This window comes from Azoarcus indigens, from assembly GCF_004361735.1.
Classification (GTDB): domain Bacteria; phylum Pseudomonadota; class Gammaproteobacteria; order Burkholderiales; family Rhodocyclaceae; genus Azoarcus; species Azoarcus indigens.
Window position 1 is genome coordinate 29,984 of the sequence record NZ_SNVV01000013.1, and the last position, 12,676, is coordinate 42,659.

Sequence of the window (12,676 nt, forward strand, 5' to 3'; positions counted from 1 at the left end):
GCGTGTCCGGTGCCTCCGTTTCACTGTAGCACCGCGTTCCGGCTTCGCCGCCCGCATCGGCCGCAGGGACAAGGGCGGCGGAAGGCGCTCGCAGGCAGGCCCCTGGGGCGCTTTCGGAGCTTATTGCGGCGGCGACGGAATTTCTCCGAAGCGCTACAGTCACACCTGCCATCGCCCCGCTGACGGCCCGCTCCTGCGCGCCCCGGTGCCGGGCCGACCGACCGGTGGAGGATTGCCACATGGGAAGAACGCCGCTCTACAGCAGCAGCGCAGCTTCGTTCCGCGGGAAGGGGCGTGCGCGCACACCGGCCGGCGGGGCTCCCGCGGCTTCCACCTCGGTTTCCACCTCTCCTGCAAGCTCCCCCGATTCCACTGCGTCCCGCCCCTGTCCGCCGGCGGCGCCCGCCGCGACCGCAGCACCGGTGGCGGCGGCCCGGCCCCGCGGCCTGCGTGCCTTCTTCGGGCGTAAGCCGGTGCTGTTCTTCGCCGGCCTGCTGGCCGCCTTGCTGCCGGTGGGTGTCTATGTGGGCATGCAGACCGCGCCGCATGTTCCCGCCGCCGAGGATATCGAGAAGGTGGTGGCGAAGACGCTGGAGCAGCGCGGAGTGGCCGCGCCCGCGGCCAAGGCCTACGACAAGATCCGGCCCTCGGTGGTGCGGGTGCGCGCCTACGCCAGCGCGGCGCCACCGCAGCACCAGGCGAAGAGCGACAAGCCAGGCAAGGGCAAGGGCGGCGGCGCCGACAAGGCCGGCGACGGCAAGACGGAGCCGGACGCGGTCAAGGACGAGGCGCAGAGCATAGGCTCGGGCGTGGTCATCGTGGACAGCGGCATCATCCTCACCAACCTCCATGTGGTGGCCGGCTCCAAGCGGCTGAAGGTGATCTTCCACGACGGCATGGAAGCCTCCGCCACCCTGATCGGCGCCCGCCCGGAGCACGACCTCGCGGTGCTGCAGGCCGGCGCGATTCCGGACGACCTGGTGGCCGCCACCATGGCGCCGGCCAGCGAGCTCGCCCTCGGCCAGCCGGTGATGGCGGTGGGCTTCCCCTTCGACATCGGCCCCTCGGTGACCACCGGCGTGGTCTCCGGCCTCAACCGTGAATTCCGTGCCGCCGACGACCGCGAGCCGCTTACCCGCCTGATCCAGTTCGACGCCGCTGCCAACCCGGGCAGCTCCGGCGGCCCGCTGGTGACCATGGAGGGCGACGTGGTGGGCATCGTCACCGGCATCCTCAATCCCACCGACCAGGGTTTCTTCGTCGGCATCGCCTTCGCGGTGCCGATAGAAAGCGCGGCGGGGGCGGCGGGTCTGTCGCCGTTCTGACGCTTGGGGAGGTGCCCGCGGGCACCGCATGCGGCCGTGGCCGCGATCATCGCTGCGGCCACCGGCCGCCAGGGGGAAGCGCATGAGTACCAGGGAATCGGACCAGAACGGGGTGGCGGCGCTGATGGAGCGCATCCTGTACGAGGTGAAGCGGGTGGTGGTGGGGCAGGACCACTTCCTCGAACGGGTGCTGGTGGCGGTGCTGGCGCAGGGCCACCTGCTGGTGGAAGGCGTGCCCGGCCTGGCCAAGACGCTGACGGTGAAGACCCTGGCCGCCACCATGCGCGGCAGCTTCAAGCGCATCCAGTTCACTCCCGACCTGGTTCCAGCGGACCTGGTCGGTACCCGCATCTACAACCAGAAGAGCGGCGAATTCACCACCTCGCTCGGGCCGGTGTTCGCCAACCTGCTGCTGGCCGACGAGATCAACCGCGCCCCGGCCAAGGTGCAGAGCGCGCTGCTGGAGGTGATGCAGGAACGCCAGGTGACCATCGCCGGCGAGACCCACAAGGTGCCCAATCCCTTCCTGGTGCTGGCGACGCAGAACCCGGTGGAGACGGAAGGCACCTACCCGCTGCCGGAAGCCCAGGTGGACCGCTTCATGATGAAGGTGCTGGTGGGTTACCCGAGCGAGGAAGAGGAGTGCGCCATCGTCGAGCGCGTCACTGGCCCCGCCATCACCATCGCCGCCATGGCCAGCACCGAGGAGCTGGCCATGCTGCAGCGCGACTGCCGCGGCGCCTACGTGGATCCCTCGCTGGTGCAGTACGCGGTGCGGCTGGTGGCCGCCACCCGTGATCCGGAGCGCTACGGCATCGAGGATGTGGCGCCCTACATCACCTGGGGCGCCAGCCCGCGCGCCTCCATCCACCTGGTCGAAGGCGCGCGGGCGCTGGCCTTCCTGCGCGGCCGCAGCTACGTGCTGCCGCAGGATCTCTCCGACCTGGTGCCGGACGTGCTGCGCCACCGCCTGGTGCTGAGCTATGAGGCGCTGGCCGACGAGCTGACGGCGGACGAACTCATAGAGCGCATCACCGCCCGCCTGCCTGCGCCTGAAAAGCCCCTGGAAAGCCATGGACGCCCCGGCGCGCGTTGACCCGGAGTGCCTGCTGCGGCGCCTGGAATGGACGGTGATCCGCCGTCTGGACGGCCTGCTGCAGGGCGACTACCGTTCCCTCTTCCGCGGCTTCGGCCTGGACCTCGCCGACCTGCGCGAGTACCAGCACCACGACGACGTGCGCCACATCGACTGGAACGTCACCGCCCGCCTGCAGACGCCCTACCTGCGCCAGTACAACGAGGACAGGGAGGTGGCGGCCTGGTTTCTGCTCGACCTCAGCCCCTCGGTGGATTTCGGCTCCCAGGCCAAGAAGCGCACCGTGCTGGTGGAGTTCGTCACCGTGCTGGCGCGGCTGTTCACCCGCAACGGCAACCGGGTGGGCGCGGTACTGTGCGGCGACAAGGTGGACAAGGTAATCGCCGCCCGCGGCGGCCGGCGCCACGTGCTGCACCTGCTGCGCACCCTCACCAACCGGCCGGAAAGCGAGGCCAGCGGCGAGACCGACCTCGCCGCTTTCTTCGCCAGCGCGCTCAAGGTGGTGCCGCGGCGCTCGCTGGTGTTCGTCGTCTCCGACTTCATCGGCGCCGCCGGCTGGGAGCGCCCGCTGCACCAGCTCACGCAGCGCCACGAGCTGCTGTCGGTGCGGGTACACGACCCGCTGGAACACGAACTGCCGGATCTCGGCCTGCTGGTGTTCGAGGACGCCGAAACCGGCGAACAGCTGCAGGTGGATACCCACGACCGCCGCTTCCGCGAGCGCTTCGTCGCACAGGCGGAGGCGCGGGAGGCCGGGCTGCGCCGCAGCTTCGCCGCCGCCGGGGTGGACGTGCTGGAGCTGGGTACCGAGGATGACCTTGCCGACGCGGTGATGCGCTTCGCCGAGCTGCGGCGCTGGCGCAGCCGCAGCGCCGGCGGCGGCCTGCCCGGGCACCTGGGCGCCGGCTAGGAGAGGTGCGCGATGAGTTTCGTCTGGCCCCGTCTGCTCTGGCTGCTGTTGTTACTGCCGCTGCTGGTGCTGCTCTACGTGAGCATCCTGCGCCAGCAGCACGCCACCATGCTGCGCCACGCCGGCCTCGCCCTGGTACAGGAGGCCTTGAGCCGCAACCGCGGCTGGCGCCGCCATTTGCCGCCGCTGCTGTTCCTGCTCGGCCTGGCGGCGATGATGGTGGCGATGGCGCGGCCGGTGGCGGTGCTCACGCTGCCGCAAGAGGAACGCACCATCATCCTGGCGATGGACATCTCCGGCAGCATGCGCGCCGCCGATGTCGGCCCCAACCGCCTCGCCGCCGCCCAGGCGGCCGCTCACAGTTTCGTTGCCGCGGTGCCCAAGAGCACCCGGGTGGGCGTGGTCGCCTTCGCCGCCACCGCCGCGCTGGTGCAGCCGCCCACCCGCAACCATGAGGAAATCGACGCCGCCATAGACCGCTTCCAGCTGCAACGCGGCACCGCGGTGGGCAGCGGCCTGCTGGTGGCGCTGGCGGCCATCTTTCCCGAAGCCGGCATCGACATCCAGGCCCTCACCGGCGAAGGCGAGGCGCCGCCGCTGCGCCCCGGCAGCACGCCGCCGCCACCCAAGCCGCCGAAGCCGCCGCCGGTGGCGCCCGGCTCCTACCCGGATGCCGCCATCGTGCTGCTCAGCGACGGTCAGCGCACCGCCGGCCCGGCGGTGGAGGAGGCGGCGCAGTTCGTGGCCGACCGTGGCGTGCGCGTCTACACCGTGGGCATCGGCACGCCGGAAGGCGAGGTGGTGGGCTACGAAGGCTGGTCCATGCGGGTGCGGCTGGACGAGGCAACGCTGAAGGGCGTGGCCGACGCCACCCGTGGCGACTACTTCCATGCCACCAGCGCCAGCGAGTTGGAGCAGATCTACCGCAACCTAGGCAGCCGGCTGGTGATGAAGACGCAGCAGACCGAGGTGAGCGCGCTGTTCTCGGCGCTCGGCGTGTTGCTGGCGCTGCTGGCGGCCTTCCTGTCGCTGTACTGGTTCAAGCGGGTGTTGTGAGGGCGCGCCCGGTGCGGCGGGGCGCCCGGAGAACGTGGCCGGCGGGTTTCCCGCTGGCCACGGCTGTTTCATAACGTCCGGGTGGCCTTGGGCGCGATGCGGGCCAGCGCCGCATCGAAGCTGCGGCCCAGTTGCAGCGCATCGAATACCAGGTCCACAAAGGTGGCGATGATCCGGCCCTCGGTCTCCTCCGACAGCAGCGGCACGTTGATTGCCCGGTTCAACTGCTCGCCCAGGCGGCGCTTGACCGCAGCAAGGTCGCCGTCCAGCCCTTGGGAGAGATCGTTGATGAAGGCCAGCACATGCGGCGGCAGCAGCTTGGCCAGTGCGCCATCCAGCTTCTCCACCAGCCAGGCGATGGCGCGGTCGTCGAACAGGTCCAGCGGGCCGGTGGGCAGCAGGCCATCCACAAGTTCGGCGAGCTTTTTCAGTTGGGCGGCGGTGAACACATGCTTGGCTTTGGGCTCGGCCTGGGGTTCGGGGGCGGGCAGGTCCAGCGCGGCAGAGGTGTTCGGGCCGACCAGGCCGTCGGGATAGAGGCCGTGCTTGTTCTGCAGTTCAATCACCGCCTGCCGGGTGATCTGGCCGAAGCGGCCGTCCACGTTGGACGAGCCGTCGGCGGCGGTGGCCTTGAGGGCGCCGATGTCCACCAGCCTCTGCTGCAGGGCGGACACTGCCTGGCCGCTGGATCCGGGTTTGAGTACGAAAGCCATGAGGACACTCCTGTCGGGTGGCGGCCGCCGGTTGGCGGCTGCGCCGGCAGCAAAGGGCGCCGGCCGGCAGGAGCAAGATAGGAAAACGCGCTGGTGGTGGAATCCCACGAATCAGGTATGAATCCGCGGCGCGCGGCGCCCGCTGCCTTTCCGCCCGGGCGCGCCGCTGGAGCTGGGGAATTCAGCCGCCCAGCACCTGCGCCAGCCAGGCCTCCACATCCCGGATTTCTTCCAGGCACAGGCTGTGCTCGGTGAAGTAGGGATGCCAGGCCAGCGGGTAGCCGGCGTCCTGTAGCAGCCGGGCGGAGCGTTCGGCGAAGTCGTAGGGGATCACGGTGTCGCCGTGGCCGTGGGCCATGAAGATGGGTAGGTCCTTGTTGGCCGGCGCGGCTTCGGCGGCCAGGGTGTCGGGCAGCGGCAGGTAGGTGGACAGCGCCAGCACGCCGGCCAGCCGCCGCGGGTGGCGCAGGGCGGTGTGCAGCGCCACCGCGCCGCCCTGGGAGAAGCCGGCGAGCACGATGCGCTCGTCGGCGATGCCGCGCTCGTTCTCGTGGGCGATCAGCGCCGTCAGCTGTTGCGCGGATTCGTGCACGCCGGCCGGGTCTTCGCGGCGGCGGGAGAAGTCGCTGGTGACGAGGTCGTACCAGGCGCGCATCCGGTAGCCGCCGTTGATGGTCACCGGCCGCACCGGCGCATGCGGGAAGACGAAGCGGGTAGGCGGCAGCACCGAGGGGTCCAACTCATCCACCACCGGTTCGAAGTCGTGGCCGTCGGCGCCCAGGCCGTGTAGCCAGATCACCGCATGGGTGGGGTGGGCGGCGGTCGTGATCTCGACCGCGGGCAGCAGGGCGGTGCTCATGGGCGGGCTCCGGAGGCAAGGGCAAGAGTTGGATTTTCCATGGTTAACCCGGCGGTTGAATACCCAGCTGCTGGTCTTGCCTTGCGCGCCGGGTCGCGCGTCGCGCACCGGCCGTCGCCCGGCGCGGGAGGTGCCGCCGGCCGTGTCATCCGGCCCCGGCTACAATCGCCGCAGACTTTATTCAGGAGCGCTGAAATGACGCTGGTACGCGACACCCTCTACATCGGCGGCCGCTGGGTCGCACCCGCCGGCGGCGGGCTGATCGACGTCATCGACCCCAGTGACGGCAGCCTCTATGCCCGCATCCCGGAAGGCTCGGTGGCGGATGCGGAGGCGGCGGTGGCCGCGGCCCGCGCCGCCTTCGACGGCTGGGCGGCGACGCCGGTGTCCGAGCGCGCGGCGGCCATCGCCCGCATCGCCGCCGGGGTGGAGGCGCGCAGCGGCGAGCTGGCGGAGGCCATCGCTCACGAGGTTGGCATGCCGCTGAAGCTCGCCGCCCGGGTGCAGGTGGGCGGCCCGCTGTGGCACTGGCGGCATTACGCCGAACTGGCGGACGGCTTCGAGTGGGAGCGGCGCGTCGGCAACTCGCTGGTGGTGCGCGAGCCGGTGGGCGTGGTCGGCGCCATCACGCCGTGGAACTTCCCGCTCAATCAGATCACCCTCAAGGTGGCGCCGGCGCTGCTGGCCGGCTGCACCGTGGTGCTGAAGCCCTCCGAGGTGGCGCCGATCAATGCTTTCCTGCTGGCGGAGATCATCGCCGCAGCCGGCCTGCCGCCGGGCGTGTTCAACCTGGTGACCGGCTACGGGCCGGTGGTGGGCGAGGTGCTGGCCGCCGATCCGCGGGTGGACATGGTGTCCTTCACCGGCTCTACCCGCGCCGGCCGCCGCGTCGCCGAACTGGCCGCGGCCACGGTGAAGAAGGTGGCGCTGGAGCTAGGCGGCAAGTCCGCCGCGGTGGTGCTGGAGGATGCCGACCTGGGCGCGGCGGTGAAGGCCACCGTGTCCAACTGCCTGCTCAATTCCGGCCAGACCTGCTCCGCCCACACCCGGCTGCTGGTGCCGCGCGCGCGGCTGGACGAGGCGGCGGCGTTGGCTGCTGGGGCGATGGCGAAGATGACGTCCGGCCCGGCCTTCGCCGACGGCAGCCGCCTCGGCCCGCTGGTGTCGGCGGCGCAGCGCGAGCGGGTGCAGGGCTACATCCGCCGCGGTGTCGAGGAGGGCGCCCGCCTGGTCTGCGGCGGCGCCGAGCCGCCGGCGGGGCTGGAGCAGGGCTACTTCGTTGCCCCCACCGCGCTGGTGTGCGAGGACACCCGCGCCACCGTGGCACAGGAGGAAATCTTCGGCCCGGTGCTGGTGATCCTGCCGCACGACGGCGATGACGATGCGGTGCGCATCGCCAACGATTCCGCCTACGGCCTGGGCGGCGCGGTGTGGGCCGGCAGCGATGCGCGGGCGCTGGCGGCGGCGCGGCGCATCCGCAGCGGCCAGGTGGACATCAACGGCGGCGCCTGGAATCCGCGCGCGCCTTTCGGCGGCTACCGCCAGTCGGGCCTGGGGCGGGAGAACGGCGTGTATGGGCTGGAGGAGTTCCTGGAGTACAAGGCGCTGCAGTTGCGCGATGGCGCTTGAGCCGGCGGCCGGCGGAGAGGAACACGGGCGGCGCGCGATGCGACGCCGGATCAAGGGGAGCGCGGCATGTCGGTCTTCATCGAGGTCGAGCACATCACCACCTACCGCTACGCCAACCCGGTGGCGTTCTCGCCGCACAAGCTGATGTTCCGGCCGCGCGCCGCGCATGACCTGCGGGTGCTGCAGGCCGGGCTGGTGGTATCGCCGCCGGCGCGCCAGTACTGGATACACGACGTGTTCTCCAACTCGGTGGCGGTGGTGGAGCCGGTGGGGCCGGCGACCGAGCTGCGGTTGGCGGCGCGCTTCGTCATCGAGCATTTCGGCGTGCACAACCTGGAGTTGCCGGTGGCGCCGGAGGCGCAGGATTACCCCTTCGAATATTCCTCCGACGACAAGCTGGATCTCGCCCCCTTCCTGCCGCTGCAATACCCGGACGACGCGGCGGCGGTCAGCGCCTGGGTGCAGCCCTTCCTGCCGGCGCGCGGCGTCATCCACACCCAGGACGTGCTGCGCAACATCGCCGAAGGCATACGCGCCGATTTCCGCTATGCCGCCCGCGACGCCATGGGCACCCAGCGCCCGGCGCAGACGCTGGCGCTGGGCAGCGGCACCTGCCGCGACTTCGCCCTGCTGATGATGGAAGCCGCCCGCGGCCTCGGCCTGGCTGCCCGCTTCGTCTCCGGCTACCTGTACGACAAGGCGCTGGACGACGGCAGCGGCGCGCCTGCTTCTCCCGCGGCTCCAGCCGCCGGCGGACTGCAGCAGGGCGCCCGCCAGCCGGAAAGCGCGGATACGGGCGCCGTCACCCGCGGCGCCGGCGCCACCCATGCCTGGCTGCACGTCTATCTGCCCGGTGCCGGCTGGGTGCCTTTCGATCCCACCAATACGCTCTATGGCGGCACCGATCTCATCCGCGTCGCCTACACCCGCACGCCGGAGCAGGCGGCGCCGGTGGCCGGCGCCTGGTTCGGTGCGGCGGACGACTACCTGGGCATGTCGGTGGACGTCGCGGTGCGGCAGCTGACGCCGGAGGCCGCCGCCGTCATCCTGGCCGCAGACCTCCAACTGCCGCTGCCAGCCGACGCCGACCCCGCATGCGAGGCGGTGTAACGCGCGTTACGCCGGCTCCGTACCGATCGCGGTGGGAGCAGGGCGGACAATCGCCGCTTCTTACGCTGGAGCGCGCTTGATGATCGATGTCGAACTCGGTGTCCGCGGCCTGCTGATCGCCGGCAGGCCGCTGCCGGGGCGCATGCTTTCCCTGCTGCTGGCGGCGCTGCTGGAAGTGCGCGGCGAGGGCGGCGCCACGCCGCAGCGGCCTTGCAGCCGGGCGGAACTGCGCGACCGCATCGGCGGCCTTGCCGAGCTGCATCGCACCCAGCTGTGGCGCGCGCTGCGCAGCCTCGCCGGCACGCCGCTGCAAGGCCTGGTTGGCCATGCGGCGGCCAGCGCCGGCCCTTACTGGCTGGACGAAGCGCTGGCGGCGCGCTGCGCCTTCCGCATCGCCGGCCAGCCGGCGAGCCCTTCCGCCCTGGCCGCGCTGCTGCGTCCGCCGCGCGTGGGCGGCGAGGCGACGAGCGCGCCGGTGACGCTGCCGCCGCTGGCCTACATCGACGCCCTCGCCCAGGCCGACCACCTGCTGGACCGTGGTGAGCTCTACCCGGCGCGCCAGCAACTCGCCCGCGCCCTGAGCCAGCTGTCGGCGGACGACGTCGCCGACCGCGCCGCCATCGCCGTGCGCCGCGCCCGCATCTCCCGCCGCCTGGCCGACTGGGCGGCGCTGCAGGACGACCTCCGCGAACTCTCCGCCCTCGCCACCAGCCCGCGGCTGGTGCCACAGCAGCGCCGCCTGATCGAAGCGCGCATCCAGCTGCTGTCCGCCTGGCACATCTACGGCGGCCTGGGCAACGCCGCCGCCGCGCTGGCACGGCTGGACGAAGTGGAACCGGCCAGCCTGGCGGTGGACCTCGCCCTGCGCAACGACTACCTCAACCTGCGCGGCATGGTGCTGCGCGAACTGGCGCTGCGGCAGCGCGCGGCGCCGCAGGCCGCCGCCGCGGTCGCCTGCTTCGGCGAGGCCATACGCTGCGCCGCGCTGGCGGCAGCGCCCGAGCAGTTGCAGGTGACTGCCGCCAACCTCGCCAACACCCTGGGGCGGCTGTATGAAGCCGGCCTGTTCGGCGGCGAGGAGGGTGACCAACCCGCCGAGGGCGGCCCGGTGCGCGAGGCGGTGCGCTGGCTGCTGCTCAGCGACGCCATTTGCGCCCGCTGGCAGATCGCCACCCGCTCGCTGCTCAATGTTGTCTTCCTGCTGCGGCTCACTGCGGTGAATCGCCTGCCCTATGCCGAACTCGCCGCGCTGGCGGCGGAGCAGGGCATGCCGCTGGCGGCGGCCGGCTATACCGACTTCGCCGAGCAGGCCTGGCGCGGCCGGCGGGCGGTGCATTCGCAGATCCCGGTGGACCAGCGCTGCGCCTTCTTCCTGGTCTGGGCCACCCATGCGGCGCGCGAGCAGCGGCGGGTGGAATGCGCCGAGCTGTGCCGCCGCATCGCCCACGAAGTGCGCAAGCTGCGCGATGCCGCGCTGCGCCGTTCCTACGCGCAGGAGCTGGCGCAACTGCGCGCCGAACTGGTGAGCCTGCCGGTGTTGCAACGGGCGTAACCGGGAAGAGGGCAGCGGCGCGCCTGGCCGCTGCCGATACTGGCGCTGCCTTTCAACCCTTTCCGGAGTTCGTCATGAAATCTGCATTCCTTGGGCGGTACGCCAGCCGCGCTGCCGCTGTCCTGCTGTTGCTGGCGGCAAACCTCGTCCCGCCCGCCGCGGCCGCCGGCGTGGAGCGCTGGGAAGACCGGCCGGCGCTGGAACGCCACTTCCAGGCCGCCGGCGTGCGCGGCACCATCGTCGTCATGGACGAGGCCAGCGGCCGCTGGATCGCTTCCGACTCCCGCCGCGCCCATGCGCGCTACCTGCCGGCCTCCACCTTCAAGATTCCCAACACCTTGATCGCGCTGGAAACCGGTGTCGCCGCCGACGCCGCCCAGCCCTGGCGGTGGGACGGCGTGCAGCGCGAGTTTCCCGACTGGAACCGCGACCAGACGCTGGAGAGCGCCTTCAAGGTGTCCGCGGTGTGGGTCTATCAGGACATCGCCCGCAAGGTCGGCGCCGAACGCATGGCCGCCTTCGTGCGCGACTTCCGCTATGGCAACGCCGAGACCGGCCCGGTATTGGAGCGCTTCTGGCTGGATGGCGGGCTGCGCATCTCGGCGGTGGAGCAGGTGGATTTCCTGCGCCGTTTCCTCGCCGGCTCGCTGCCTTTGTCCGAACGCAGCCAGCGCCTGGGCCGCGAGCTGATGCTGCGGGAGGAAACGCCGGCCTATCGCCTGTACGCCAAGACCGGCTGGACCGGCGGCGGCCGGGATTCGCTGGGCTGGTACGTCGGCTGGGTAGAGCGCGGCACGCAGCGCAGCTACTTCGCCCTCAACATCGACATGCCCGATGGCATCGCCCAGGCGCCCTTGCGCGAGCGCCTGGTGCGAACCGTGCTGGGGGAATTGGGCTTGATGCAATAGGTGGCTCGCCATGCTGATGGCGATATGATTAGCTGCCATATAATATGGCGGCTATGAATGAAATCACTTCCAATCCCGCGCAAGGCCTCGAACAGAAATACCTTGCCCTGCTGGACGAAGCGAACCGCCGCCAGTTGCCGGACGTGGACGGCATCCGCCTGTGCTTCCAGCTGCTGTCGGTGGCTGCCGCGATAGACCGCGACTGCGCCGTGTTGCTGGCGCCGCACGGGCTGTCGGAAGGCCGCTTCATCCTGCTCTTCCTGCTCGACGCTGCCGAGCGGGGCCTGCCGCCCAATCTGCTCGCCGAACGCGCCGGCGTCAGCCGCGCCACGGTCACCGGCCTGGTGGATGGGCTGGAGCGGGAAGGGCTGGTGGCGCGCCGCGCCGAACTGGCCGACCGCCGCAGCCTCGCCGTCTGCCTCACCCCTGCCGGCAAGCGCCTGGCGAGGCGTTTGTTCGCCCAGCATGCGCAGTGGATCGCCGGCCTGCTGGGTGACATCGGCGCGGAGGAGCGGCGGGTGTTGTCCGACCTGCTTGCCCGCGTTGCCGCCCGTACCGGCGCGGTCGCGGCCGGGGAGGCGCAGCGATGAGCCCGCCGAGGAGTCCGCATGCGGCGCCAGCCAGTACGCCGCCCACAGCCAGACCCCGCACCGGCGCCAACCGGGTCGCCGCGGTGCCGCCGGAACATCTGGCTGCGCTGGAAGCCGGCACGCTGGCCAGCGCTACCCTGTCCGAGATTCTCGCGCTGGATCAGCAGCGGCTACTGCTGGCGGTCTTCCCCGGCTTGCCGGCCGATGATCTGCCCGGCAAGGAAGCGGGCATCCTCAAGCGCATGAGCGCCATCGGCACGCTGCTGCAGCGGCACGGCGGCGAGGCAGCCCTGGCGCGCTGTCTGGCGCACTCCTCGGACACCGTCCGCGGCTGGGCCTGCTTCCTGCTCGCCGCCACGCCCGGTGCCGGACTGGCCGCGCGCCTGGACGCCATCCGCCCGCTGGCGGACGACCCCCACTTCGGCGTGCGCGAATGGGCCTGGCTGGCGCTGCGCGGCCATCTCGCGGCGGAACTGGAAACCGCCCTCGCGCTGCTCACCCGGTGGACCACCGAGCCCTCCGAGCGCCTTCGCCGCTTCGCCTGCGAGGCACTGCGGCCGCGCGGCGTCTGGTGCGCCCACATCGCCCGCCTCAAGAGCGCTCCCGAACTGGCCTTGCCCATCCTGCAGGCGCTCCGCGCCGATCCGGCGGCCTATGTGCAGGATTCCGTCGGCAACTGGCTGAACGACGCCGGCAAGACCCGACCCGACTGGGTCGCCGCCCTGTGCGCAGGCTGGCTCGCGGAAGGCGACCATCCGGCGACGGCGCGCATTTGCAAGCGGGCGCTGCGGAATCTCAAGCAATAGATGCGCGCCGGCGCGGAAAAGGGGGCGCCCGGCGGGCGTCCCACTTTTCCCGGACGGGGGCAGGCGGTTTCCCAAGCGGTGCGCGTCAGTAATTTCTGTGTTGACAGAAATTACTGACGCGA

12 protein-coding genes are annotated in these 12,676 nt (G+C 71.4%); 10 read left to right on the forward strand and 2 right to left on the reverse strand.

Annotated features, from left to right (window positions below; translation table 11 throughout):
* The first annotated feature begins 422 nt into the window (after window positions 1-422).
* The 4 genes from C7389_RS15220 (at window position 423) to C7389_RS15235 (ending at window position 4,387) form a co-directional block, all read left to right on the forward strand.
* Window positions 423-1,325, forward strand: a complete 903-nt coding sequence (locus C7389_RS15220) for a S1C family serine protease (RefSeq protein ID WP_246034782.1) — start codon at window positions 423-425, stop codon at window positions 1,323-1,325.
* 82 nt (window positions 1,326-1,407) lie between these two features.
* Window positions 1,408-2,421: an AAA family ATPase gene (locus tag C7389_RS15225; RefSeq protein ID WP_133592973.1), complete on the forward strand. Its 1,014-nt coding sequence runs from the start codon at window positions 1,408-1,410 to the stop codon at window positions 2,419-2,421.
* The gene (locus C7389_RS15230; protein ID WP_133592975.1) at window positions 2,399-3,331 is read left to right on the forward strand and encodes a DUF58 domain-containing protein; all 933 of its coding nucleotides are present in this window, start codon (window positions 2,399-2,401) and stop codon (window positions 3,329-3,331) included. Before C7389_RS15225 ends, C7389_RS15230 begins: the two co-directional genes overlap by 23 nt.
* A gap of 12 nt (window positions 3,332-3,343) precedes the next feature.
* Entirely contained in the window at window positions 3,344-4,387 is a 1,044-nt protein-coding gene (locus C7389_RS15235) for a VWA domain-containing protein (protein ID WP_133592977.1), read from the forward strand.
* A gap of 68 nt (window positions 4,388-4,455) precedes the next feature.
* On the opposite strand, the gene C7389_RS15240 is transcribed toward C7389_RS15235, so the two are convergent.
* On the reverse strand, window positions 4,456-5,100 hold the full coding sequence (locus tag C7389_RS15240; RefSeq protein ID WP_133592979.1) for a peptidoglycan-binding domain-containing protein: 645 nt from the start codon (window positions 5,098-5,100) through the stop codon (window positions 4,456-4,458).
* 181 nt (window positions 5,101-5,281) lie between these two features.
* Window positions 5,282-5,959, reverse strand: coding sequence for an alpha/beta hydrolase (locus C7389_RS15245; RefSeq protein ID WP_133592981.1), 678 nt, complete (start codon window positions 5,957-5,959; stop codon window positions 5,282-5,284).
* 195 nt (window positions 5,960-6,154) lie between these two features.
* Here C7389_RS15245 and C7389_RS15250 point away from each other — a divergent pair, with 195 nt between their 5' ends.
* From C7389_RS15250 to C7389_RS15270, 6 genes are all read left to right on the forward strand, one after another.
* Entirely contained in the window at window positions 6,155-7,588 is a 1,434-nt protein-coding gene (locus C7389_RS15250) for an aldehyde dehydrogenase family protein (RefSeq protein ID WP_133592983.1), read from the forward strand.
* Between the two features lie 66 nt (window positions 7,589-7,654).
* On the forward strand, window positions 7,655-8,698 hold the full coding sequence (locus C7389_RS15255; protein WP_133592985.1) for a transglutaminase family protein: 1,044 nt from the start codon (window positions 7,655-7,657) through the stop codon (window positions 8,696-8,698).
* Between the two features lie 79 nt (window positions 8,699-8,777).
* Entirely contained in the window at window positions 8,778-10,250 is a 1,473-nt protein-coding gene (locus tag C7389_RS24895; protein ID WP_162851752.1) for a hypothetical protein, read from the forward strand.
* Window positions 10,251-10,324: 74 nt separating this feature from the next.
* Entirely contained in the window at window positions 10,325-11,158 is an 834-nt protein-coding gene (gene blaOXA, locus C7389_RS15260) for a class D beta-lactamase (RefSeq protein ID WP_162851753.1), read from the forward strand.
* A gap of 53 nt (window positions 11,159-11,211) precedes the next feature.
* The gene (locus tag C7389_RS15265) at window positions 11,212-11,748 is read left to right on the forward strand and encodes a MarR family winged helix-turn-helix transcriptional regulator (protein ID WP_133592989.1); all 537 of its coding nucleotides are present in this window, start codon (window positions 11,212-11,214) and stop codon (window positions 11,746-11,748) included.
* Window positions 11,745-12,554: a HEAT repeat domain-containing protein gene (locus tag C7389_RS15270; RefSeq protein WP_133592991.1), complete on the forward strand. Its 810-nt coding sequence runs from the start codon at window positions 11,745-11,747 to the stop codon at window positions 12,552-12,554. The genes C7389_RS15265 and C7389_RS15270 overlap by 4 nt, the downstream gene beginning before the upstream one ends.
* Window positions 12,555-12,676: the final 122 nt, after the last annotated feature.